A 23,614-nucleotide genomic window follows, 5' to 3' on the forward strand; every position below is an offset into this window, starting at 1 on the left:
AGCCGAAAGCATCGCTCGGCGCGCTGGGGAGATAGCACAATGAGCGCAGCAGAGAAACTCGACTTCCACATCACACCAGGCGCCTGGTTTCGGCAGGATCTGTTATATCCGGTCTTCGGACTATCCACCGAGGCGGTTCGCAAATACCGCACACGGGGTCTGTGGCTAGAAGGAAAGCACTGGCGTTATGACCCGGCCAACGTAATCGTCTACAACCGTGCCGCCATCGAGCGCTGGATGGAAGGACAGCCATGATCGACAAGATGCCGACAGGCGTTGAGATGAACGGCAAGCAGCTACGCATCTGGTTCATCTTCAACGGCCAACGGTGCCGGGAACCCCTGGAAGGGATCTCGAAAGTAAACAAGGCAGCGATCGCCTATGCCGACAACAAGCGGCGCACCATTCTCGCGGAAATCAAAGAGGGCCGCTTCGACTATGCGGCTCACTTTCCCAACTCGCCAAGGGCCGTCATGTTCACTGGAACCGGCGGCCCTTCGCTCAAGCGCACTGTAAAGGAAGGCATTGAGCGCTGGCTGGAGGTTCAGCGCGCGCTTAAAGCGTCGAGCACTGTCATCAACTACGTGAGCAAGGCTGTGCACGTAGAAAAGAAGTTCGGCAAACGTCGAATCGTCGACATCAGCAAGAGCGACATTGAGTTGTTTCAAGCACAACTGCTCAAGCAGGGCCTCGCCCCGAAGACAGTAAACGACATTTTCACCGTCGTTCGTGGTGTGTGGGCGGACGCCTTCGGCGACGGCATCCTGAAGGCCAACCCACTAGACAGGATCAGCAACGTCGGATCGGATGTCGACCTGGAGCATGCCGACCCCTTCAGTCGCAACGAAATCGAATTGATCGGCAAGACGGACCCCGACCGCCGACCTGATACCAGGATGATTGAGTTCAACTGCTGGGCCGGGATGTCCCTTTCGGAGCTCATTGGGCTTGCCGTTGAAGATGTAGACCTGGATGCCGGCTTGGTGCACGTACGCCGCGCATTGGTCGTGGGCGAGTTCAAAGTCCCCAAAGAGCGCTCCAGGGTTCGAGTCATCGAGCTTATAGACCCGGCCCTAGCACTGATGCGGGAGATAGTTGCCGCCGCCAAGGACGCGGTGGCCGAGGAAATCACCGTTATCCAGCGCGACAACATCACGTCCAAGAAGATGAAAGTCAGGTTCCTTTTCCGCAGCTCGACCAGCGGGTTACTCTGGAACGGCAAGACACTGAGCAACTGGTTCACCGCACACCTGAAAAAGGCGGAAGTCCGACACCGAGGTGCTAACCAATGTCGCCATACCTTCGCCAGCCAGATGCTATCGAGCTACGTCCCAATTGAGTGGGTAGCCCGACAGCTTGGCCACGCTGACACAACGATGGTTAGAAAACACTATGGTAGGTGGATACCAAGAGACACCAGGAGCATGGCAGGTATGGTCTCTACCATGCTGGGATTCCGTCCGTGATCTAATCATTGAGAAAAGAGAACGATCGCGCTGCCGTTATGATTCTCAATGATCTTACCTGCATGTGAGTTAGCAAATGTATGCATGTAAGCGTGATGTACCGTCAGCACCAGATCCTGAAGATCTGGGTCGTCTTCTAACTGCACCACCTTCAGTCCAAAACCTATTGCATCTTCAATATGCAGGTGCCTTGAGTGAGTTTTGGTACCGGCGTGGTCATTCAATGCAAGCACGATGTTGTCGGCTCTCTGAACAGCATCCGCATCCCCCTTAAACATGCCGCTCACGAGCCAATTTTTTACAATAAGATCTGCAAGCTCAATTGCTTTTTCGCACTCACCAAGGAAAGTAGGATGATATTTATTGATGATTGCTTGCCAGATTGGCGTGGACAGCGGATCCCGCTTAACTGACTCGATGGCGTTTTCAAACTCCTCAAGTACACCGTGCGCGGGAATGCCGCCAAATTGAGGATCAAAAGGACCGATATTCGACTGCTTGCCCATTACGATTTCAGAACAAGCGCAAGCAATCATTGTGCCCGCAGACATCGCGAGTTGCGGGATCACGGCACGAATGTCGGTACCATACATCTGCCGCAGGTAATGAACGATCGATTCCGCAGCCGACAAGTCACCACCTGGAGTGTGCAATATCAAATCCAATCCCTGGCTACGATCTAGGCTATGAACCGCATTCATAAATCCATTCTTATCATCATCATTGACCTGACCGAATGCATACCCAGGCTTCTGAAGGAAGCCGGAGTAGTAAGCAATAACATTGCGGCCTGTTTTTTGATGCAAAAGCCCCAGGTACTTTTTACGCACTTCATCGACAGCGTTCGTGCTCGTCTGGGCTTTGAAAACGATCTCTTCTAAAACCTGAGTCCAATTCGGCATATAAACGTCCATAAAAAAGCCCGGCATGACACCGGGCTTTTGAGAAGAATCTTGATTACTTTTTGGAAATGACTTTCGCCGAGCTGCCTGCAGACGTGGCAGCGTAACCCACGCTAGCCTCAGTCAGAATCGAACATTTCTTGAACTGACGAGCGTAGCTATGTGCGCCCTGATAAGCAGCGCCAGGGGAAGGATTCAACCCTAGTAGTGCGAAACCAGCCTCGAAATCAGTACGATTTGTTTGCATATGCAGCTCCTGTTAAGTCTCGTATCCATACGAGCCCAAAAATTTGGTACGCGATGCTAGCAAATGGCTACAAGCATTTGAAGCACCGAACGTACATTCTTCATATTATCCGACGATTGCTACGACGAATGGTTCCAGCTTTCGGATCATGAATGATTCGGCAAACATTCCACTTTTTGCCCGCATCCAGAATTTAGCTGATGGCCACGTGATACGCCATTGCATTTTTTTATCACTCATCACTAAAAACGCCATTGGAGTGATGTGTAATGGCTTTATATACGGACGTCCATTGGCACTGAGCGTCCTTGAGCGGCATATAGGAGCAAAAAAATGCCCTAAAGATGCCCTAGCGCTAGCGGAAAAAACGAAAAAGCCCCTGTAATCTTTAACGATTACAGGGGCTTAGTCTTATTCAATAATGGCGGAGAGATAGGGATTCGAACCCTAGGTACCGGTGAAGGTACAACGGATTTCGAATCCGTCCCATTCGGCCACTCTGGCATCTCTCCAACGGCGCGCATCATAACAGCATGATTGATGGATGCAAAGCGCCGAAGCGATTTTTTTCCGTGCTATCAGATGCTTGCGTCGATTACAGCGGTACGCCGAGGCGCTTGGCGACTTCTTCGTAGGCTTCGATCACGTCACCGAGGCCTTGGCGGAAGCGGTCTTTGTCCATCTTCTTCTTGGTGTCCTTGTCCCACAGGCGGCAACCATCCGGGCTGAACTCGTCGCCCAGGACGATGGAGCCGTCGTGGAACACGCCGAATTCGAGCTTGAAGTCCACCAGCAACAGGCCGGCGTCGTCGAACAGCTTGCTCAGCACGTCGTTGACCTTGAGGGACAACTCCTTCATGCGCGCCAGTTGCTCAGCGGTGCCCCAGCCGAACGCCACGACGTGGGATTCGTTGATGAACGGGTCGCCCTTGGCGTCGTCCTTCAGGAACAGTTCGAAGGTGTAAGGGTTGAGCTTGAGGCCCTCTTCCACGCCCAAACGCTTGACCAGGCTGCCGGCGGCGTAGTTACGCACGACGCATTCCACCGGGATCATGTCGAGCTTCTTGACCAGGCACTCGTTGTCGCCCAGCAGTTTGTCGAATTGCGTCGGGATACCGGCCGCTTCGAGTTTCTGCATGATGAAGGCGTTGAACTTGTTGTTCACCATGCCTTTGCGATCCAGCTGTTCGATGCGCTTGCCGTCGAACGCCGAGGTGTCGTTGCGAAACAGCAGGATCAGGCGGTTGGCGTCGTCGGTCTTGTACACCGACTTGGCTTTGCCGCGGTAGAGTTCTTCACGTTTTTCCATGATGGGCTCCGCTTTGAGTAAGGTGGGCTAGGCGATGTGTCGCCAGTCGAGCCCTGAATCTTGATCGGCCAGTTGCAGCCAGTCCGGGTCGCACCCTAGGGTGTCGACAAAACATTGCCGGGCAAGCGTCGGCAGGTTGTTCTTGCTGCTGAGGTGAGCCAGGACCAGGTGTTGCAGGTCTTGCCAGCCCAACTCATACACCAGGTATGCGGCCTGGTGGTTGTTCAAATGTCCCAGCTCGCCGCCCACCCGTTGCTTGAGAAAGTAAGGGTAGTGACCGCGTGCCAGTAGATCCCTGCAGTGGTTGGACTCGATCATCAAGGCATCGAGGTCCCGGTATCCGTCCAGCACCCTGGCGCAATAGGAACCCAGGTCGGTCAGCACGCCGAAACGCCGCTGGCCGTCACTGAATACGTATTGCGTGGGCTCCTGGGCATCGTGGGCAACCGCGACGACATTGATGCTCAGGGCACCGATTTGCAGTTGCTCGCCACCGGCCAGAAAACCTGCCGGCTCAATGGGTTTGCGCATCCCGCGCAACGTGCCACGACTCAAGTACACCGGCAGATTGTAGCGCCGAGACAGCAAACCCACGCCATGCACATGGTCGGCATGCTCGTGGGTTACCAGAATCGCGCTCAGTTGCGTGGGGTGAACCCCCAGGCGCAACAGGCGCCGCTCGGTTTCCCGCAGGGAGAAACCACAATCGACCAGCACGTACGTGTCATCATGGGCGACCAGCGTACCGTTCCCTTGGCTACCGCTGCCGAGAACGGCAAAACGCATAGGATCAGCCCAGGTTGTCTTGAATCACGCCCAACACTTTGCGCGCTGTTTCAGCTGGCGCGACGGTGTTGATGTTCTTCTCGACGGTGACTTGCACGCTGTCGCCCACCTTGCTCAAACGAACCTGATAACGCTCGGCACGGGTTTCGATCTCTTCCTTGGTCGGCGCGCTGCCGAACAATTTGCCGAAGAAACCTGGCTCATCGTCTTTCTTCTCGGCCTTTTCAGCCACGTTGATGTAGTACAGGCCCAGGCTGCGGTTGATGTCTTCAACGCGCCAAGGGCCCTGCTCCAACGCACGGCCAACACTGGCCCAGGCACGGTCGAGGTCTTCACCCAGGTTCAGCACGACGTTACCGCTGCCGTCTTCGGTGAGGCTGACGCGGCTAGGGGTGTCGTAATCACGGGCGGCGAGCAGGGAAACGGAACCGCCCTTCTCGGAGATACGGCTCATGCTGGCCAGCATCTCGTCGACCAGCGCGGCGTCGACGCCGGTGTTAACCGAGCGCGGCGTGAAGTCGACGTCAGCCGTGCTGCCGGCAGGCCGCTCGGCGCTGACGACATAGACTTCGCTGGTATTGCGCTGCACGCCGGGCTCGATGCGCACACGCACACGGGCTTCGCTGTCGGCGGCTACACCGCCCGCCAGCAGGCGCTGGGCCATGTTGGCGGACAGCTCGCGACCTTGCTGCCATGCGGTGGTGAACTCACCAGTCTGCGGGCGTTGCTGGTCGAGGCGGAAACCGTTGTCCTGGAAGAACTGCACCGCCACCGGCCAGACTTCGGCAGGCGGACGCTGAGCCACGATCCAGCGGTTGTCGCCGCTTTTCTGCAGGCTGTAGTCGCTGGCATCGGCCACGGCCATGATCGGCTGTGGGCGTGGCACTACGTACTCACCCTTGACCGTGTCGTCGGCGACGTTGCGTGGAATCGGCAACAATGGGTCAAGGCGCTTGGCGACATTGACATCAGGCGGCAGTTGCATCGGTTTGGTTGCTTGCGCTTCCAGGTAATCGCTGCCGCGGTCACGGAAGTAGCCTTCCGGGCCCCATACCCAACCGCAGCCACTGGTGCTGGAGATAATCAAGGCAAGTGCGGAAAGTCCGGCCAATCGCTTCATGCGTAGTGCTTCCTCAATTAAACCAGGACGCCGGACTGGCGCAGGGCCTGTCGCAGCGGTTCGTGACAGGCTTCGCTGAGGGAGGTGAGCGGCAGACGGATACCGTCCGGCATCAGACCCATCTCAAACAGCGCCCACTTCACGGGAATAGGATTGGATTCGATAAACAGTGTCTTGTTGAGCGGCATCAGCTTTTCGTGGATGGCGCGAGCGGTGGCTGCATCGCCCGCGATGGCGGCGGCACACATATCACTCATGGCGCGCGGGGCCACGTTGGCGGTCACGGAGATATTGCCCTTGCCACCCAGCAGGATCAGCTCGACAGCGGTGGCGTCGTCACCGGAATACACCAGGAAGTCGCTGCTCACGCCGGCCAGGATGTCCTTGGCGCGCTGCAGGTCGCCAGTGGCTTCCTTGATGCCGATGATGTTCGGCACGGTGGACAGGCGGATCACGGTCTCGGCCTTCATGTCGCACGCGGTGCGACCCGGTACGTTGTAGAGGATCTGCGGGATCTGCACGGCTTCGGCGATGGCTTTGAAGTGCTGGTACAAGCCTTCCTGGGTCGGCTTGTTGTAGTACGGGGTTACCAGCAGGCAAGCGTCGGCGCCAGCCTTCTTGGCGTTCCTGGTCAGCTCGATCGCTTCACGCGTCGAGTTGGCGCCCGTACCGGCGATCACGGCAATGCGGCCCGCAACGCGCTTGACCACGAACTCGATCACCTGGATGTGCTCTTCCACATCGAGGGTGGCCGATTCACCTGTGGTGCCGACCGCCACAATGGCGTTGGTGCCCTCTTGCAGGTGGAAGTCCACCAGTTTGCCCAGGCTGTCCCAGTCGAGACGACCTTGTGCATCCATGGGTGTGACCAGTGCCACCATACTGCCCGCAATCATGCAACCGCTCCTGCCGGAAAAAGAGAGCCGTAATGGTACTGGCGCCAAGATGCTTGTACAAGCGAAGTACCGCGTGAGGATGCGTTCTGGCGCAACTAAACGTCGGGCAATGACATCATCGGGCCAAAGCACCGCCCGAAGCCGGCTGATCACGCAATGAAAACGCCACCTCCTAGCCCTTGGCGACGCTTTTCGCTACCCTTGATCCTTTGATCGATACAGCCCACACGGTATCGACCGCTCATCGCTTTAGGAAGGCTGCATGTCCACCCCCACAGTTCGCGAACAATTCCTTGTTATCAGTGCCCTCGGCGCCAACCCCATGGAGCTGACCAACGTCCTGTGCCGCGCCAGCCATGAGAACCGCTGCGCCGTCGTGACCTCCCGCCTGACCCGCCACGGCGAGTGCAGTGCGCTGGTCCTGCAGATTTCTGGCTCCTGGGATGCCTTGGCACGCCTTGAAACCGGCCTGCCGGGCCTGGCCAAAAAGCACGACTTTACCGTCAACGTGGTACGCAGCGCCGCCCTGGAAAATCGCCCACAGGCTTTGCCTTACGTGGCCTATGTCAGCTCGGCCTACCGTTCGGACATCGTCAACGAGTTGTGCCAGTTCTTTATCGACCATAACGTCGAGCTGGAAAACCTGACCTGTGACACCTACCAGGCGCCACAAACCGGCGGCACCATGCTCAATGCCACCTTTACCGTGACCTTGCCGGCCGGCGTACAGATCAGTTGGCTGCGCGACCAGTTCCTCGATTTCGCCGATGCCCTGAACCTCGACGCCTTGATCGAACCATGGCGCCCACAGAACCCCATGTAAGGAAGTACCTCTCTATGCCGGTAGCCATCGACACACCCGTGGCCGATTTCGAGGCCCAGGCCACCAGCGGCCAGACCTTCAGCCTCGCGGCCCTCAAGGGCAAGCAAGTGGTGATCTACTTTTACCCGAAGGACAGCACCCCAGGCTGCACTACCGAAGGCCAAGGCTTTCGTGACCAGTACGCCGCATTCAAGGCCGCCAATACCGAAGTGTTCGGCGTGTCGCGTGACAGCGTGAAGTCCCACGAGAACTTCAAGGGCAAACAGGCATTTCCTTTCGAGCTGATCAGCGATAAGGACGAAGCGGTCTGCCAGCTGTTTGATGTGATCAAGTTGAAGAAGCTGTATGGCAAGGAATACCTGGGTGTGGATCGCAGCACATTCCTGATCGACAGCCAAGGCGTGCTGCGTCAGGAATGGCGCGGAGTGAAAGTGCCGGGGCATGTTGATGCCGTGTTGGCGGCAGCGCAGGCGCTGAATAAGGCCTGATTCTGCGTCGACAAGGCCGTCAGGCCTTGCGCAACCAATAACGGTACACACCCTCGGCGGCGTCTTCATGCTCCAGGGTGTGGCCGGCCAGCTTGGCAAAGGTGCGAAAATCACGCTGGGAGCCGGCGTCGGTGGCAGTCACCTTGAGCACGGCACCGCTGGCCATTTTATTGAGCTCCAGCTTGGCCTTGAGCAACGGCAAAGGGCAGTTAAGACCGCTGGCGTCGAGTTCGGCGTCACAGGCTACAACGTCGGTCATGGTGCTACTCCAGGCAAACATTCGGGCCGCTTAGAATATCTGGTCCCAAGCTCAGTGTCCGGCTACAGTAAGCTCTTTGTCGAAAGGCTTTGTGCATGACTTTTTTGCGCCCTACCCTGCTGACGCTGGCCTGCCTGCTGGCCTCCCCGGCCTTTGCTGACGACCTGCCGTCACTTGGTGACGCCAGCTCTGCCATAGTCTCGCCGCAACAGGAATACCAATTGGGCCGCGCCTGGCTGGCCTACCTGCGCGGCCAGGTTTCGCAACTCAATGATCCGCAACTCAAGGATTACGTTGAAACCAGCGTGTACAAGCTGGTGGAGACCAGCCAGGTCAATGACCGGCGCCTGGAATTCATCCTGATCAACAGCCCACAGCTCAACGCCTTTGCGGCTCCCGGTGGGATCGTCGGGGTCAACGGCGGCCTGTTTCTCAATGCACAGACCGAAGGTGAATACGCGTCGGTACTGGCCCACGAACTGGCGCACTTGTCCCAGCGTCACTTCGCCCGAGGCGTGGAAGCGCAATCACGCATGCAACTGCCGATGATGGCCGCCCTGCTTGGCGGCATTATCGCCGCCGCTGCGGGTGCCGGCGATGCCGGTATCGCCGCGATTGCCGGCTCACAAGCCGCCGCGATCCAGGAACAGCGCCGCTTCTCTCGCCAGAACGAGCAAGAGGCCGACCGCATCGGCATCCTCAACCTGGAGAAAGCCGGCTACGACCCGCGCTCCATGCCCACGATGTTCGAACGGCTGATGCGCCAATACCGCTTCGACGCCAAGCCACCGGAATTCCTGCTGACTCACCCGGTAACCGAATCGCGTATCGCCGACACCCGCAACCGCGCCGAACAAGCCAAACCTGGCGGCAAGGAAGACAGCCTGCGCTATCAACTGATTCGCGCACGGGTGCAGCTCAAGTACGAAGACACACCAGGTCTGGCCGCCAAGCGCTTCCAGGCGCAGCTGGATGAGAACCCTAAAAATGACGTAGCGCGTTATGGCCTGGCCATCGCTCAGATCAAGGGTACTCAACTCAAGGAAGCGCGGGAAAGCCTGGCGCCGCTGTTGGCCAAGGCGCCCAACGACATTACCTACAACCTGGCCCAAATCGAACTGGACATCACCAGCAACCGCATGCCGGATGCGCAGCAACGTACCGACCGCATGCTCACCCAGTACCCCAGCAACTATCCGCTGAACCAGGTGCGGGTAGACCTGCTGCTTAAACAGAACCGTACCGCCGATGCAGAAAAGGCACTGGATGGGCTGCTCAAGTCGCGACCGGACGATCCGGACGTGTGGTATCAGGTCGCCGAGACTCGCGGCTTGTCCGGCAACATCATTGGCCTGCATCAGGCTCGCGCCGAATATTTCGCATTGGTGGGGGATTTCCAGCAAGCCATCCAGCAGTTGGACTTTGCCAAGCGGCGCGCCGGCAATAACTTCCCGTTGTCCTCACGCATCGACGCCCGTCAGCGTGAGCTGATCGAACAGGAGCGCTTGGTGAAAGGCATGATGAGCTGAACCCGCCGCCCACAAAAAAGCCCCGCTGCCGTTAACCGGCAGCGGGGCTTTTTTATAGGTCTAGCGGATTACTCGGCCAGTTTGAAGGTGATGAAGCTGGCACGGCCTTGACGCAGGACGCGCATCGATACCGAGCGATTCTTCGGCAACGCCTTGGCGATGTCGGCGAATTCCTTGGTGGTATCGATTGCCTGGTTGTTCAAGTGGGTGATCACGTCACCCGGTTGCAGGCCGATCAAGGCGGCTGGGCCGTCCTGCACTTCCTTGATCACGACACCGCTTTGCAGGTCGAAGGTTTTCTTCTGCTCGGCGGTCAGTTCAACGACGGCGATACCCAGGCGGTTACTGCTGCGCTCGGCGCCTGGCTTGGCGTTGCCCAGGGCGTCCAGGGTCGCGCCTTCTTCCGGAATTGCCCCAACGGTCAGTTCGACGTTCTGGCGCTTGCCATCACGAATCACTTCCAGCTTGGCTTTGCCGCCGGCCTTGAGCGCGCCGACCAAGTGAGGCAAGTCCGCCGACATGATGATCGGCTGGCCGTTCATGCTCAGAATTACGTCACCGACTTTCAGGCCGCCCTTGGCCGCAGGGCCATTGTCCTGAATCTGCGCAACCAGGGCACCGGCCGGCTTGTCGAGACCGAAGGACTCAGCCAGGTCCTTGTTCACTTCCTGGATTACCACGCCCAACCAGCCGCGGCTGACCTTGCCGCCGCTTTTGAGCTGATTGGAGACGTCCATGGCCACATCGATCGGGATCGCGAAGGACACGCCCATGAAGCCACCGGAGCGGGTGTATATCTGCGAGTTGATCCCCACCACTTCGCCGGCCAGGTTGAACAGCGGGCCACCGGAGTTGCCCGGGTTGATCGGCACGTCGGTCTGGATGAACGGCACGTAGTTTTCGTTTGGCAGGCTGCGACCGATGGCGCTGACGATGCCTTGGGTAACGGTATGGTCAAAGCCGAACGGCGAACCGATCGCGACCACCCACTGACCAGCCTTCAGGTCCTGGGACTTGCCCAGTTTAAGCACCGGCAAGTCCTTGCCATCGATTTTGAGCAAAGCCACGTCGGAACGTGGATCGGTGCCAATCAACTTGGCCTTGAGTTCACTGCGGTCGGCCAGGCGCACGAGAATCTCGTCGGCATCGGCAATCACGTGGTTGTTGGTGAGGATGTAGCCGTCAGGCGAAATGATGAAGCCGGAGCCCAGGGACTGGGCTTCGCGCTGACCACCGCCGCCACGAGGAGAGCGAGGTTGCGGCATCCCGCGTTCGAAGAACTCGCGCAACATGGGCGGCAAGCCTTCCAGGTCGGGCATCTGCTGGTTCGAGACTTTGCGATCCGGCAGCTTCTGCGTGGTACTGATGTTCACCACGGCAGGCGAGGCCTGCTCCACCAGTTGGGTGAAGTCAGGCAGCTCGACCGCTTGCGCAGGTAAGGCCTGGCCCAGCACCAGCACTGTGGCGACTATGGATAAGTAAGACTTCAAACGTGGTATCGACATACAGCTCCCGTTACGACGAGCAGGGTTAAGCGACAGGGTTCAATAAACGCCGGATACTGCGAGCGGCATTTTTGTTCCGCGAACAAACAAGGCCAGAGCCATCAAACCCTGACCTATAAAAAACATGGGAAGTTTTTGCAAGTGAAAATGCTGATCCAGAGATTTCATACGCCCAGCACCCAACGAAATTCGGGCCCAGATTGATAGACCAGGATGAACATAAGATTAACAATCTCAGGGCTTGGCGGCGGCCTTTTCACCACGCACCGACAACGCGATGCGCTCAGCAGTGCCAATGGGAATTTCGCCCACCACCGTGACCATCATTTCGCCATCTACCGTATTCAAACGCCGGGATACTGCCACGGTCGGCCCAAGCTGAGCGCGGGTTTCATTCACATCGGCGCCGTTGGCTGACTCAAGAAACACCGAAAAACGCGCGAGCCCATCGTCATACATCAGGCTGTCGACGGTAGATTTCGTTTGGGCATCTTTGCGCGTAGCGCTGCTGATCTGTTGGAAACCAGGCGGTAGCCAGTCCAGATGCCACTTTTGCGTGGCAGACAGCTCAGGTGCTTTAGCGGCGGACATCGTTACCGGCGAACAGTCGCCGCTGGGCTGCAAGTCCTGGTCAGAAGGAATGGCCGAAGCATCCAGACGGGTGAACTGAAAACGCTCCAACAACTGCCCTTGGTCATTCAGCAGCAAGGATTTAAGCGGCAGCGCAGTTTCACGGTCCAGGTGTAATTCAAACCCATAACGGTAGGGATCACGCGGGCTGATCGACACAATCACCGCATGACGACCGGCCACGCGCGATTTGCCAATAACGGCCAGGTCATAGAATGAAGTGAGTTTTTTTGGATCAAGAATACGCGAGGGTGCCTCAGGTGACTGACCGAGACCAACCGCCAACGTGCCACTGACACATTGTGCCCGACCATCAACCCTGACCGCTTCCTGGGCGGAGCCGTCAAGTTGCAACAAGCGTTCACGGACATGACCATTCTGGACACGGTGCCAGATGTCATGGGTAGAAAAACTGCCGTTACGTTCGTAGACAAACGTACCTTCAAAGCTTTGCTGCTGCTCTGCACGCCCAAGTCGAATCAGCCAGTCTTGGGCTTCATCGGCATGGGCGGATAGTGCAAACCAACTACTGAGCAAAAGCGTAAGGAGCGGTATGGCGCGCATAGGGCTCCTTAGCGAATCAGCGGTTTTCCTGGCTTGCTGCACGAGCGTATGGCAGAGCGCTGTCAGTGCCTTTGGCAGCCGATTCCTGCGCATGTTGACGCAGGTAGCCTGGAAGGCGCTGATCCTGCCAGCCGGATTGCCCCTGAAGTACACCATTAGCCATAGGGCCGGTGGTATCAGTGCTTTCCTTGTAGCCAGCCAGCACGGCCGGACCTTTGACTTGCGGACCGGCCATGACCGGTTGCTGAGTCTGTTGGGCCAGCTCGTTGCCTGCGATCTCGTCCTGGTTGTACAGGCGAACACCTGCCAACACAGCAACAGTCACCGAAGCGGCCACTGCCAGACGACCCAGGCTGCGCCACGGACCACGCGAGGCTTTTGCCGGAACGGCTTCATCAGCCAGTGCAGCAGAAACGGCCGCAGCAATATCCAGACGAGGGATTAGGAGATCCTTGTGCATCACCGCCCGAGCGACTTGGTAACGAGACCAGGTATCACGGGTTTCGGCGTCATCAAATGCGTTGAGCACTCGACGAAGTTCCAGTTCATCCGCTTCGTTATCCATCACTGCGGACAGCGATTCCTGCAGGGCATCACGACTCATGGCGGTTCCTCTCTTGGCTGTCGCCGCTGTCTTTAGTTTTCCTGCAACAACGGTTGCAAGGCTTTGTCGATGGCTTCCCGGGCCCGGAAAATCCGCGACCTCACAGTCCCCACCGGACATTGCATGACGCTCGCAATGTCTTCGTAACTCAGACCATCGAATTCACGTAAAGTTAACGCCGTACGCAAATCTTCTGGCAGTTGCTGAATAGTGCGATGGACGGTGCCTTCGATCTCGTCGCGCAGCAATGCACGCTCCGGCGACTCGAGATCTTTGAGGCCGTGATCACCATCGTAGAATTCAGCATCTTCTGAACTGACATCACTGTCTGGTGGGCGGCGACCGCGTGACACCAGATAGTTTTTCGCCGTGTTGATGGCGATGCGGTATAGCCACGTGTAAAACGCACTGTCACCGCGGAAGTTTCCAAGTGCACGGTAAGCCTTGATAAAAGCTTCCTGCGCAACGTCCTGCGCTTCATGGGTGTCGTGCACAAACCGCACGATCAACCCGAGAATTTTGTGCTGGTATTTCAGCACTAGCAGATCAAATGCTCGCTTATCACCGCGCTGTACGCGCTCGACCAGCTGCTGATCCTCTTCCTGGGTTAGCATGAACACTCCTCGTTGTACTTGAAGGAGGCTTGCATAACTAAACGATCAGGCTTGCAAACATAGACTCGGGCTTTTCGCAAAAGTTCTCCCCCTTCAAGCAAGTTTCCGGCATGCACTGATTTGGCACACACGAAAAACGCAGCACGGTCGGTGCCGGCTGCGCGAATAATCTTGTCGCCGGTTTCGTGACGCGTCCAATGCTCCCGACGGGCCAATAAACTCAACGTTTTCCCAGCTTTCGGGCAACCTGCTATTGAGTCGGGGCTTATGCAAAAAGTTCCCGTCCCGCCAACCGGCCGTTTCCCAAAGCTGCGCAGCATAATCTCACAATGCCACGAAGGCGTGGCTATTGTGCCGCTCCACCCCTCTATATACTAGTGGCCCGTGTGACCCTTTGATTCGCCGATCCAGGCGTCCTGTTTGCGCCCCCCTTTGGATCGCTTTTTGCGGAATCCGTCAAATGAGCCAACAGTTTCAACACGATGTCCTCGTAATCGGCAGCGGCGCCGCCGGCTTGAGCCTGGCCCTGACCCTGCCCAGCCATTTGCGTATAGCGGTTTTGAGCAAAGGCGACCTGGCCAACGGCTCGACCTTCTGGGCCCAGGGCGGCGTTGCTGCGGTGCTGGACGACACAGACACCGTGCAATCCCACGTCGAAGACACCCTTAACGCTGGCGGTGGCCTGTGCAACGAAGACGCCGTGCGCTTCACCGTCGAGCACAGCCGGGAAGCCATCCAATGGTTGATCGACCAAGGTGTGCCTTTCACCCGCGATGAACATGCCGGCAGCGACGACGGTGGCTTTGAGTTCCACCTGACCCGTGAAGGCGGCCACAGCCATCGCCGAATCATTCACGCTGCCGATGCCACCGGGGCCGCGATTTTCAAGACCCTGCTCGACCAGGCCCGCCAACGTCCAAATATCCAATTGCTGGAGCAGCGCGTCGCCGTCGACCTGATCACCGAAAAACGCCTGGGCCTGCCGGGCGAACGCTGCCTGGGCGCCTACGTACTCAACCGCACCAGCGGTGAAGTCGATACCTATGGCGCACGCTTCACCATTCTCGCCTCGGGCGGCGCCGCCAAGGTCTACCTCTATACCAGCAACCCCGACGGTGCCTGCGGCGACGGCATTGCGATGGCCTGGCGCTCGGGCTGCCGGGTCGCCAACCTGGAGTTCAACCAATTCCACCCCACGTGCCTGTATCACCCGCAGGCCAAGAGCTTCCTGATCACCGAAGCCCTGCGCGGCGAAGGCGCACATTTGAAGCTGCCCAATGGCGAACGCTTCATGCAGCGCTTCGACCCACGCGCCGAACTGGCACCACGCGATATCGTCGCCCGCGCCATCGACCACGAAATGAAGCGCCTGGGTATCGACTGCGTGTACCTGGACATCAGCCACAAGCCCGAAGCCTTCATCAAGACCCACTTCCCGACCGTCTACGAACGCTGCCTGACCTTCAATATCGACATCACCAAGGGCCCGATCCCCGTGGTACCGGCCGCGCACTACACCTGCGGTGGCGTGATGGTCGATCAGCATGGCCGCACCGACGTGCCGGGCCTGTATGCCATCGGCGAAACCAGCTTCACTGGCCTGCACGGCGCCAACCGCATGGCCAGCAATTCATTGCTTGAATGCTTCGTGTATGCGCGCTCGGCGGCAGCGGACATTCTTGAGCAACTGCCGCGCATCCCGGTACCGGCCGCCCTGCCCCGCTGGGACGCGAGCCAGGTCACCGATTCGGACGAGGATGTGATCATCGCCCACAACTGGGACGAGCTGCGGCGCTTCATGTGGGACTATGTGGGCATCGTGCGCACCAACAAACGCCTGCAACGGGCGCAACATCGGGTGCGCTTGCTGCTGGATGAGATCGACGAGTTCTACAGCAATTATAAGGTCAGCCGCGACTTGATCGAGTTGCGCAACCTGGCCCAAGTGGCCGAGCTGATGATCCGGTCGGCCATGGAGCGCAAGGAAAGCCGCGGCCTGCATTACACCCTCGACTACCCACAGATGCTGCCCGAAGCCCGGGACACTATCCTGGTGCCAACCACCTACGGCGGCTGAACTTCAGGCGTACCCGCAGGCGCCGGTGCACATCGGCGGCCTGCGCATCCTTTGCCACGCAGATGGACCGCACTCGCCGTTCACCCTGCACTCGGTAACGCAACACCACGATCAGCGGCAACGCCAGGCTGTCGGGCCGCAGTTGCACTGGGTGCCACCCGCGTGCGGCGCTCCATAATTGCCAACCATCGTCGTCACGGCGCAGGCCACGAATCGACGAACGGTGAGTGAGCAGGATTTGCCGCGGCAATACCCAGGCACAATGAGCCAGACATAGCAGGATGCCCAGGCTTGAGTAAGGCAGGTTTAGAACCAGCAGGCTGCCCAGTGCGACCATCTGGGCAAGCACATAGGCCGCCAGCAACAGCCGCGAGGCCTGCCAGCGGCATTCGAAACGATTACTTGGGCTGGACACGATCCAGGATCATCCGAACCATGCGCTGCAGCTCCGGGTCTTCGGATTCGGCGCGCTCCATGAACCAGCCAAACATGTCCTGGTCTTCGCACTCGAGCAACCTGACGTAGAGGTCGCGGTCCACCTGATTGAGCGTCGCGTACACCTCTTTGGTGAAAGGCACCAGCAACACATCCAGCTCCAGCATGCCGCGACGGCTGTGCCAGTAGAGGCGATTGATTTCTACATCTTCGACCATGGAGCCCTCCTAAAATAGAGCGCAAGTATACAGCCCCGACGACACTGGAACAGTCGGCTTTGGTCGCCCTATATGGAAACTATGCATTTGCCGGACGCCCCTCTATGATGCACCCATGACTTTTTGACCTGCGATGACCCATGGCTGACTCCGCTTTTTTCTGCTCCCTGTCCCACGAAGGCGTTCTCGCCGTCCGCGGCTCTGATGCTGCCAAGTTCCTGCAGGGCCAACTGACCTGCAACCTCAATTACCTGAGTGATACCCAGGCCAGCCTGGGCGCGCGCTGCACGCAAAAAGGCCGGATGCAGTCGAGCTTCCGCATCCTGCTGCAGGGTGATGGCGTGCTCCTGGCCATGGCCACCGAGTTGCTTGAGCCGCAGTTGGCGGATTTGAAAAAGTACGCGGTGTTCTCCAAATCCAAGCTCACCGACGAAAGCGCTGGCTGGGCGCGCTTCGGCCTGGCGAACGCAGACGCGGCCCTGAGCGCCCTGGGCCTCGCGCTGCCGGTCGAGACCGATAGCGTGGCGCGCAACGAGGCATCGATTGCCGTCCGCGTTTCCCCGGGCCGGGCCGAACTCTGGGTATCTGCCGAACACGCCGACGCCGTGCGCAGCCAATTGGCCGCGCAGTTGCAACAAGCTGAATTGAATGCCTGGCTGCTTGGCCAGATCCGTGCCGGTATCGGCCAGGTGATGCCCCAGACGCGCGAGCTGTTCATTCCGCAGATGCTCAACCTGCAGGCTGTGGGCGGCGTCAGCTTCAAGAAAGGCTGCTACACCGGCCAGGAAATCGTCGCGCGCATGCAGTACCTGGGCAAACTCAAGCGGCGCCTGTATCGCCTTAGCCTGGAGGCCAACGAGCTTCCCGAGCCAGGCACTCCGTTATTTTCCCCGAGCCATAACAGCGCGATCGGCGAAGTGGTCATCGCAGCAAAAGCTGACCAGTCGATTGAACTTCTCGCCGTGCTGCAAGCCGAAGCTGCCGACAGTGGCGACGTGCGCTTGGGCACCCTGGAGGGCCCGGGCTTGAATCTGCTTGACCTACCCTACCAACTGGACCGTGACCGCGAGATCCAGCGTTAATCGCCGTACTTTTTGCAGCACCCTAGAGAGCATGAATGAACAAGCTGGCGGAAAAAGTCCAACAAGCGTTGGTAACGGCCATCGACAACGATGACCTGGTTCTGCCGACATTGCCGGAGGTGGCCCTGAAAATTCGCCAGGCCGCCGAAGACCCGGACATCAGCATCAGCCACCTGAGCAAAGTGATCAGTCGTGACACGGCCCTGTCGGCGCGCCTGATCAAAGTGGTCAACAGCCCGCTGCTACGGGCCAGCCAGGAAGTCACCGACCTGCACACCGCCATCACCCGGCTCGGTACCAACTACAGCAGCAACCTGGCTATCGGCCTGGTGATGGAGCAGATCTTCCACGCCCGCTCAGAGGTGGTCGAACAGAAAATGCGCGACGTGTGGCGCCGCAGCCTGGAGGTGGCGGGCGTGAGCTACGCCTTGTGCCGTCGCCACAGCCAGCTCAAGCCAGACCAGGCGGCGCTGGGGGGCCTGGTGCATCAGATCGGCGTGCTGCCGATCCTCACGTATGCCGAGGATCACTATGAGCTGCTGGCCGACCCCGTCAGCCTCAACCACGTCATCGACAGCATCCACCCGGTGCTGGGGGACAAGCTGCTGCGGGTCTGGGACTTCCCTGAGATGCTGGTGAACGTGCCGGGCCAATACCTGGACCTGACACGCGACTCTGCAAGCCTGGACTACGTCGACCTGGTGCAGGTCGCCGCGCTGTACTGCCACCGCGGCACCGACCACCCCCTGGGGACCGTGCCGATTACCGCCTTGCCGGCCCTCATGAAGTTGCGCATAGACCTGCACAGCGACGCCCTGCGCAGCGAACTGGACGAAGCGCGGTCGATGTTTTACTGATCAACCCGCGATAAAACTCACGCGCACCTTAAGCCCCGCCAGCTCGCCATCATGCAGGCTGATCTGCGCCAGGTGCGCACGGCAAATCTCCCCGACAATCGCCAGCCCCAAGCCCGACCCCATGCCCTGCTGGCTGCGTCGATAAAAGCGTTCAAACACCCGGTCCCGCTCATCCAGTGGGATGCCAGGGCCGTCATCCTCGACTTCCAGCACCGCCGGGGCCGTCACTCGCAAAATCACATTGCCGCCAGGCGGGGTATGGGCCAAGGCGTTATCCACCAGGTTGCTGAGCAGCTCATTCAACAGCGTTGGTTCGCCGCGCAGCCATACCGGCTCGTCGGCCTCCAGCGCCAGGGCCACGCCCCGCGCGTGGGCCAGCGGCGCCATGGCCATACCGAGCTCACGGGCCAATTGGCTCAAATCGAGCAGTTGCGCACCGCCTTCGGCAATGGCGCGGGCACCGTTTTCGATGCGGGCCAGGGACAACAATTGATTTGCCAGGTGCGTCAGCCGGTCGGTGCCCTGGGCGGCCGTTTCCAGGGTGTTGCGCCAGGTGGCGGGTTCTTCGGCACGCAAGCCCAGTTCCAGCCTGGCCTTAAGCGCCGCCAGGGGGGTGCGCAGCTCGTGGGCAGCGTCGGCAATAAACTGCGCCTGGCGCTCGAACTGCCCGCGCAAACGTTCGGTGAAATGGTTGAGCGAGCGCACCAGTGGGCCGAACTCATCCTGAACCTCCACTAATGGCAGAGGCCGCAGGTCATCAGGCTGGCGCTCTTCCACCGCCGTACGCAGGCGTTCCAGCGGGCGCAGTGCGGCGCTCACCGCGAACCACACCAGCAATAACGCACCGATGGCGAGCATGCCCAGACGCAGCAGTGTATCGGCCATCAGGCTGCGGGCCATGGCCACCCGGGCTTCGTCGGTCTCCGCAACACGAATTTCGGCCATGCCGTTCATGTTCGGTTCCGAGACGGCCTTGAGCAGGCTCACCACGCGAACATGCTGGCCCAGGTACATGGCGTTATAGAACCGCGCCAAGGCTGGATAATCGTCGGTGCGGGGCGTGCCGGGCGGCGGGCCAGGCAGGTTTTCGTAACCGGAAATCAGTTTCTGATCAATATCATTGACTTGGTAATAAATGCGCCCGGCACTGTCGTAGGCAAAAGTGTCCAAGGCCACATAGGGCACATTGGCGCTGAGGGTGCCGTCCACCTGGGTCAAGCCGGCGGCAATGGTGCGTGCCGAGGCCAGCAGCGTGCGGTCATAAGCGGTGTCGGCGGCTTCGCGACCGTTCCAATAAGCGCTCATGCCGCTGGCGAGCATCAACAACACCAGCAATAACGCAAGGTTGCACAGCAAGCGCCAGCGCAGGCTGCTGGGCTTATGCATCACGGGCTTCCAGCAAATAGCCAAGGCCCCGGAAGGTGACGATGGCGATGGGTTGGCCATCGAGCTTCTTGCGCAGGCGATGCACGTAGATTTCGATGGCGTCGGGGCTGGCCTCCTCGTCCAGGCCGAATACCTGGGACGCCAATTGTTCCTTGCTCATCACGCGCCCCGGCCGGGCGATCAACGCTTCGAGCACCGCTTGTTCTCGGGAGGTCAAGGTCATCAGCTCGCCTGCGACCGTGAAGCGCCGGGTGTCGAGGTCGTACACCAGCACACCGCAGGTTTGCTGACGCTCGCCGCCCAGCACGCTGCGCCGCAACAGTGCCTTCACCCGTGCTTCGAGTTCCGTGAGTTCAAACGGTTTGGCCAGGTAGTCATCGGCGCCCAGGTTCAGGCCGTGCACGCGGTCTTTTACATCACTGCGAGCAGTCAGCATCAGCACCGGCAGGTTTTTTCCACGTGCCCGCAAACGTGCGAGCACCTCGAAACCATCCAGGCGCGGCAACCCTACGTCCAGGATCACCGCGGCGTATTCCTCGCTGCTCAAGGCCAGGTCCGCCGCCACGCCGTCATGCAACACATCAACGGTCAAACCCATGCTCTTGAGCGCTTGGGCCACGCTTTCGGCGAGCTGCAAATGGTCTTCAACCAGGAGGACACGCATGGATTTCTACCTCGTTCAGGGGTGGTCGACGCCACGCTTTGCCCGGCAGTTTACAGCCGCAACCTGGCCTGTGAAGCCCGAAAACATTGAAAGGCGATTGAAAGGTTAGTGAAAGCTTCGCCCTTTAGCATCCAACCACGGTGGTCTATGCCCGCCGAGTTGCCTGACCCGTAGCGCCCGAAAAACGCCTCGAAGCGTTTTCGCCAGAATAAGAACAATAACGGAGTACACCACGATGCTGTCGACCCAGCCACAGGCTTGCCCGCCTGTTCGTTCTTCCCGCCTGACCCACACCGCCCTCGCCAGTGCCGCTGCCCTTGCCGGCTTTTCGCCGCTCAGCCAGGCTGCCTTCTTCGAAGACAGTAGCGCGACCCTGGAAACCCGCAACATGTACTTCAACCGCGACTTTCGCGACGGTACCAGTGCCCAGCAATCCAAGCGCGACGAATGGGCCCAGGGCTTCATGCTCAACGTGCAATCGGGCTACACCGACGGCACCGTCGGCTTTGGCGTTGATGCGCTGGGCATGCTCGGCGTCAAGCTCGACTCCAGCCCCGACCGCACCGGCACCGGCCTGCTGCCGACCCACGATGACGGGCGCGCCGCCAACGAGTACTCCAAGCTGGGCCTGACCGGCAAAGTGAAAATCTCCGCCACCGAGTTGAAGATCGGCTCGCTGATCCCCGAACTGCCGATCCTCAAGCCCAACGACGGGCGCATCCTGCCGCAGACCTTCAACGGTGGCTTGATCACCTCCAAGGAACTCAAGAACCTGGTATTCACTGGTGGTCGCCTGGACAAAGCCAAGGACCGCGACGACACCAACTACGAAGACATCGCGCTCAATAACAAGAACAGCCGCTTCCTCAGCGGTGCCACCGGCAAGCACTTCAACTTCGGTGGCGTCGACTACAAGTTCGCCGACAAGATCACCGGCAGCTACCACTTCGCCCAACTCGACGACGTGTATCGCCAACACTTCCTCGGCATGGTCGCCTCACGCCCGATGGGCCCTGGCACTTTCGCCGCCGACCTGCGACTGGCAATCAGCGATGACACCGGCTCGGCCCGCGGCGGCAATATCGACAACACGTCCCTCAACGGCCTGTTCAGCTATGCCCTCAATGGCCATAAGCTCAGCGCCGGCTACCAGCACATGTCCGGCGACAGCGCCTTCCCGTATGTGGATGGCAGCGACCCGTACCTGGTCAACTTCGTGCAGATCAACGATTTTGCCGGCGCCGAAGAACGCTCCTGGCAGGCACGCTACGACTACGACTTTGCCAAGCTGGGCATTCCTGGCTTGAGTTTCATGAGCCGTTACCTCTCGGGTGACAACATCAAGCTCAAGAACGGCGAGACCGGCAAGGAGTGGGAACGCAACAGCGAGATCAAATACGTGGTGCAAAGCGGCACGTTCAAAGATGTGGCCGTGCGCCTGCGTAACGCCACCTATCGTTCCAACTATTCGGCCCGTGACGCAGATGAAATGCGCTTGCTGGTCAGCTACAGCGTCGCACTTTGGTAGTAACCCCCTCATAACAAAAACGATGGAGATCACCATGACCCTTTCACTGCGTAAATTTGCCCTCGCCGCTGGCTGCATGCTGTTCGCCGGCCAACTGCTGGCCGCCGACGAACCCAAGCGTCCGGAATGCATCGCCCCGGCCTCCCCAGGCGGCGGTTTTGACCTGACTTGCAAACTGGCGCAAAGCGCGCTGGTGAACCAAAAGCTGCTGACCAAGCCGATGCGTGTGACCTACATGCCAGGCGGCGTGGGCGCGGTAGCCTACAACGCGGTCGTCGCCCAGCGCCCTGCGGATGCGGGCACGTTGGTCGCCTGGTCGAGCGGTTCGCTGCTGAACCTGGCCCAGGGCAAGTTCGGCCGTTTTGATGAAAGCGCCGTGCGCTGGTTGGCGGCAGTGGGCACCAGCTATGGCGCCATCGCGGTGAAAAGCGACTCGCCCTACAAAACCCTCGACGACCTGGTCAAAGCCCTGAAGAAAGACCCAGGCAGCGTGGTGATCGGCTCCGGCGGCACCGTCGGCAGCCAGGACTGGATGCAAACCGCACTGATCGCCAAGGCCGCCGGGATCAACCCGCGCGAACTGCGTTACGTCGCCCTTGAGGGTGGCGGTGAAATCGCTACGGCTCTGCTGGGGGGGCATATCCAGGTGGGCAGTACCGACATCTCCGACTCCATGCCGCATATCCAGAGCGGCGATATGCGCCTGCTGGCGGTGTTCTCTGAGCAACGCCTGGATGAGCCGGAAATGAAGGATATCCCGACCGCCAAAGAGCAAGGCTACGACATCGTCTGGCCGGTGGTGCGTGGCTTCTACCTGGGGCCAAAGGTCAGCGATGCCGACTACGCCTGGTGGAAAGACGCCTTCGACAAACTGCTGGCTTCCGAGGAGTTCGCCAAGCTGCGTGACCAGCGCGAGCTGTTCCCGTTCGCCATGACGGGCCAGGAGCTGGACACCTACGTGAAGAAACAGGTGGCTGACTACAAAGTGCTGGCCAAAGAGTTCGGCCTGATCCAGTAATCGCCCCTCTTTTGTGTAATGCCCCTGTAGGAGCGAGCGTGCTCGCGAAGAACCCAAGGACATCCACGTGCGTCCAGAGAGCACGCGTTATCGTTGACGTTTTTCGCGAGCAAGCTCGCTCCTACAAGAGGGGCCTTGGAGTTTTCTATGCTCTTACAACGCATTTTCGCTGCCGTGCTATTGCTGGCCTGTATCGGCCTGGCGCTGATGGCCTGGCCGTATCAGGCGGCTTTTTCCTACGAACCCGTAGGGCCAAGAGCCTTCCCCCTGCTGTTGCTCGGGCTGATGGGCCTGGCGCTCATCTACATGATGATTCGCCCGCAGGCGACCAAACACACTGACGATGAACCCGCGCTGGATCAACCCACGTTGATCAAGATCGGCATCTGTGTGGCCCTGCTGCTGGTGTTTGCAGGCACATTCGAATCCTTGGGTTTCATTCTCAGCAGCATGCTGATCGGTATTCCGATGGCACGGCTGTACGGCGGCCGCTGGTTGCCCAGCGTGGTGATCATCACCTTGATGAGCGTCGGTCTTTATCTGCTGTTCGATAAAACCATGGACGTACCGTTGCCCCTCGGCCTGCTCGACGTTCTGGAGAACTGAT

Annotated in this window: 25 protein-coding genes and 1 tRNA gene; 11 read left to right on the plus strand and 15 right to left on the minus strand. The window is 59.3% G+C overall.

What is annotated here, in order from left to right; all coding sequences use genetic code 11:
- Positions 1 to 39 precede the first annotated feature (39 nt).
- A complete protein-coding gene (gene xisR / locus AC1RAC_RS06470; protein ID WP_032892978.1) occupies positions 40 to 255 on the plus strand; it encodes an excisionase family protein in 216 nt (71 codons plus the stop codon).
- Positions 252 to 1,466, plus strand: a complete 1,215-nt coding sequence (locus AC1RAC_RS06475) for an Arm DNA-binding domain-containing protein (protein WP_492616441.1) — start codon at positions 252 to 254, stop codon at positions 1,464 to 1,466. Before xisR ends, AC1RAC_RS06475 begins: the two co-directional genes overlap by 4 nt.
- A 5-nt stretch (positions 1,467 to 1,471) precedes the next feature.
- On the opposite strand, the gene AC1RAC_RS06480 is transcribed toward AC1RAC_RS06475, so the two are convergent.
- From AC1RAC_RS06480 to dapA, 6 genes are all read right to left on the minus strand, one after another.
- Positions 1,472 to 2,368: an SDH family Clp fold serine proteinase gene (locus AC1RAC_RS06480; protein ID WP_492616442.1), complete on the minus strand. Its 897-nt coding sequence runs from the start codon at positions 2,366 to 2,368 to the stop codon at positions 1,472 to 1,474.
- Positions 2,369 to 3,037: 669 nt separating this feature from the next.
- Positions 3,038 to 3,127: transfer RNA gene (locus AC1RAC_RS06485), tRNA-Ser, on the minus strand.
- 83 nt (positions 3,128 to 3,210) lie between these two features.
- Positions 3,211 to 3,924, minus strand: coding sequence for a phosphoribosylaminoimidazolesuccinocarboxamide synthase (gene purC, locus AC1RAC_RS06490; protein ID WP_027604309.1), 714 nt, complete (start codon positions 3,922 to 3,924; stop codon positions 3,211 to 3,213).
- Between the two features lie 27 nt (positions 3,925 to 3,951).
- Positions 3,952 to 4,710 carry an MBL fold metallo-hydrolase gene (locus AC1RAC_RS06495; protein ID WP_054897606.1) on the minus strand — a complete coding sequence of 253 codons (759 nt, stop codon included), beginning with the start codon at positions 4,708 to 4,710 and terminating at the stop codon, positions 3,952 to 3,954.
- Positions 4,711 to 4,714: 4 nt separating this feature from the next.
- The gene (gene bamC / locus AC1RAC_RS06500) at positions 4,715 to 5,830 is read right to left on the minus strand and encodes an NlpB/DapX family lipoprotein (RefSeq protein ID WP_034126579.1); all 1,116 of its coding nucleotides are present in this window, start codon (positions 5,828 to 5,830) and stop codon (positions 4,715 to 4,717) included.
- A gap of 17 nt (positions 5,831 to 5,847) precedes the next feature.
- Positions 5,848 to 6,726, minus strand: a complete 879-nt coding sequence (gene dapA / locus AC1RAC_RS06505; protein WP_492616443.1) for a 4-hydroxy-tetrahydrodipicolinate synthase — start codon at positions 6,724 to 6,726, stop codon at positions 5,848 to 5,850.
- Between the two features lie 262 nt (positions 6,727 to 6,988).
- Between dapA and AC1RAC_RS06510 the strand changes: the two genes are divergently transcribed.
- Together AC1RAC_RS06510 and AC1RAC_RS06515 are read left to right on the plus strand one after the other, a co-directional pair.
- Entirely contained in the window at positions 6,989 to 7,549 is a 561-nt protein-coding gene (locus tag AC1RAC_RS06510) for a glycine cleavage system transcriptional repressor (RefSeq protein WP_003189463.1), read from the plus strand.
- A 14-nt stretch (positions 7,550 to 7,563) separates the two neighbouring features.
- Positions 7,564 to 8,037 (plus strand): peroxiredoxin, encoded by a 474-nt coding sequence (locus AC1RAC_RS06515; protein WP_057701165.1) that lies wholly within the window; start codon positions 7,564 to 7,566, stop codon positions 8,035 to 8,037.
- A gap of 19 nt (positions 8,038 to 8,056) precedes the next feature.
- Here the strand turns inward: AC1RAC_RS06515 and AC1RAC_RS06520 are convergent, their stop codons facing one another.
- Entirely contained in the window at positions 8,057 to 8,296 is a 240-nt protein-coding gene (locus AC1RAC_RS06520) for a sulfurtransferase TusA family protein (protein WP_054897608.1), read from the minus strand.
- Between the two features lie 95 nt (positions 8,297 to 8,391).
- Between AC1RAC_RS06520 and AC1RAC_RS06525 the strand changes: the two genes are divergently transcribed.
- The gene (locus tag AC1RAC_RS06525; protein WP_003189458.1) at positions 8,392 to 9,825 is read left to right on the plus strand and encodes a M48 family metalloprotease; all 1,434 of its coding nucleotides are present in this window, start codon (positions 8,392 to 8,394) and stop codon (positions 9,823 to 9,825) included.
- Positions 9,826 to 9,893: 68 nt separating this feature from the next.
- Here AC1RAC_RS06525 and AC1RAC_RS06530 read toward each other — a convergent pair whose 3' ends face one another.
- From AC1RAC_RS06530 to rpoE, 4 genes are all read right to left on the minus strand, one after another.
- Complete coding sequence (locus AC1RAC_RS06530; RefSeq protein WP_014717365.1) at positions 9,894 to 11,330, minus strand: DegQ family serine endoprotease; 1,437 nt, start codon at positions 11,328 to 11,330, stop codon at positions 9,894 to 9,896.
- A gap of 234 nt (positions 11,331 to 11,564) precedes the next feature.
- Entirely contained in the window at positions 11,565 to 12,524 is a 960-nt protein-coding gene (locus AC1RAC_RS06535; protein WP_186526601.1) for a MucB/RseB C-terminal domain-containing protein, read from the minus strand.
- A gap of 16 nt (positions 12,525 to 12,540) precedes the next feature.
- Complete coding sequence (locus AC1RAC_RS06540; RefSeq protein ID WP_034126575.1) at positions 12,541 to 13,128, minus strand: sigma-E factor negative regulatory protein; 588 nt, start codon at positions 13,126 to 13,128, stop codon at positions 12,541 to 12,543.
- Positions 13,129 to 13,160: 32 nt separating this feature from the next.
- Positions 13,161 to 13,742, minus strand: coding sequence for an RNA polymerase sigma factor RpoE/AlgU (gene rpoE / locus AC1RAC_RS06545; RefSeq protein WP_003172477.1), 582 nt, complete (start codon positions 13,740 to 13,742; stop codon positions 13,161 to 13,163).
- A 460-nt stretch (positions 13,743 to 14,202) separates the two neighbouring features.
- On the opposite strand from rpoE, the gene nadB reads away from it, so the two are divergent.
- Complete coding sequence (gene nadB, locus AC1RAC_RS06550; RefSeq protein ID WP_054897610.1) at positions 14,203 to 15,819, plus strand: L-aspartate oxidase; 1,617 nt, start codon at positions 14,203 to 14,205, stop codon at positions 15,817 to 15,819.
- On the opposite strand, the gene AC1RAC_RS06555 is transcribed toward nadB, so the two are convergent.
- Both AC1RAC_RS06555 and AC1RAC_RS06560 read right to left on the minus strand, forming a co-directional pair.
- Positions 15,788 to 16,234: a protein YgfX gene (locus tag AC1RAC_RS06555; RefSeq protein WP_492616444.1), complete on the minus strand. Its 447-nt coding sequence runs from the start codon at positions 16,232 to 16,234 to the stop codon at positions 15,788 to 15,790. The two genes, nadB and AC1RAC_RS06555, sit on opposite strands and share 32 nt — an antisense overlap.
- Complete coding sequence (locus AC1RAC_RS06560; protein WP_003189444.1) at positions 16,218 to 16,472, minus strand: FAD assembly factor SdhE; 255 nt, start codon at positions 16,470 to 16,472, stop codon at positions 16,218 to 16,220. Before AC1RAC_RS06560 ends, AC1RAC_RS06555 begins: the two co-directional genes overlap by 17 nt.
- A 140-nt stretch (positions 16,473 to 16,612) precedes the next feature.
- Here AC1RAC_RS06560 and ygfZ point away from each other — a divergent pair, with 140 nt between their 5' ends.
- Positions 16,613 to 17,554, plus strand: coding sequence for a CAF17-like 4Fe-4S cluster assembly/insertion protein YgfZ (ygfZ, locus tag AC1RAC_RS06565; protein WP_054917633.1), 942 nt, complete (start codon positions 16,613 to 16,615; stop codon positions 17,552 to 17,554).
- A gap of 35 nt (positions 17,555 to 17,589) precedes the next feature.
- Positions 17,590 to 18,411, plus strand: a complete 822-nt coding sequence (locus AC1RAC_RS06570; protein ID WP_034126564.1) for an HDOD domain-containing protein — start codon at positions 17,590 to 17,592, stop codon at positions 18,409 to 18,411.
- Here the strand turns inward: AC1RAC_RS06570 and AC1RAC_RS06575 are convergent, their stop codons facing one another.
- On the minus strand, positions 18,412 to 19,797 hold the full coding sequence (locus AC1RAC_RS06575) for a sensor histidine kinase (protein WP_054917630.1): 1,386 nt from the start codon (positions 19,795 to 19,797) through the stop codon (positions 18,412 to 18,414). It lies immediately after the preceding gene.
- Positions 19,790 to 20,461, minus strand: coding sequence for a response regulator (locus AC1RAC_RS06580; RefSeq protein WP_014717358.1), 672 nt, complete (start codon positions 20,459 to 20,461; stop codon positions 19,790 to 19,792). Before AC1RAC_RS06580 ends, AC1RAC_RS06575 begins: the two co-directional genes overlap by 8 nt.
- Positions 20,462 to 20,696: 235 nt before the next feature.
- Here AC1RAC_RS06580 and AC1RAC_RS06585 point away from each other — a divergent pair, with 235 nt between their 5' ends.
- From AC1RAC_RS06585 to AC1RAC_RS06595, 3 genes are all read left to right on the plus strand, one after another.
- On the plus strand, positions 20,697 to 21,989 hold the full coding sequence (locus AC1RAC_RS06585; RefSeq protein ID WP_054897614.1) for an OprD family porin: 1,293 nt from the start codon (positions 20,697 to 20,699) through the stop codon (positions 21,987 to 21,989).
- A gap of 28 nt (positions 21,990 to 22,017) precedes the next feature.
- A complete protein-coding gene (locus AC1RAC_RS06590) occupies positions 22,018 to 23,007 on the plus strand; it encodes a Bug family tripartite tricarboxylate transporter substrate binding protein (RefSeq protein ID WP_161793218.1) in 990 nt (329 codons plus the stop codon).
- Between the two features lie 147 nt (positions 23,008 to 23,154).
- A complete protein-coding gene (locus AC1RAC_RS06595) occupies positions 23,155 to 23,613 on the plus strand; it encodes a tripartite tricarboxylate transporter TctB family protein (RefSeq protein WP_003189430.1) in 459 nt (152 codons plus the stop codon).
- Position 23,614 lies beyond the last annotated feature (1 nt).

The sequence above is a fragment of the Pseudomonas sp. GW823-FHT02F05 genome, assembly GCF_058797315.1.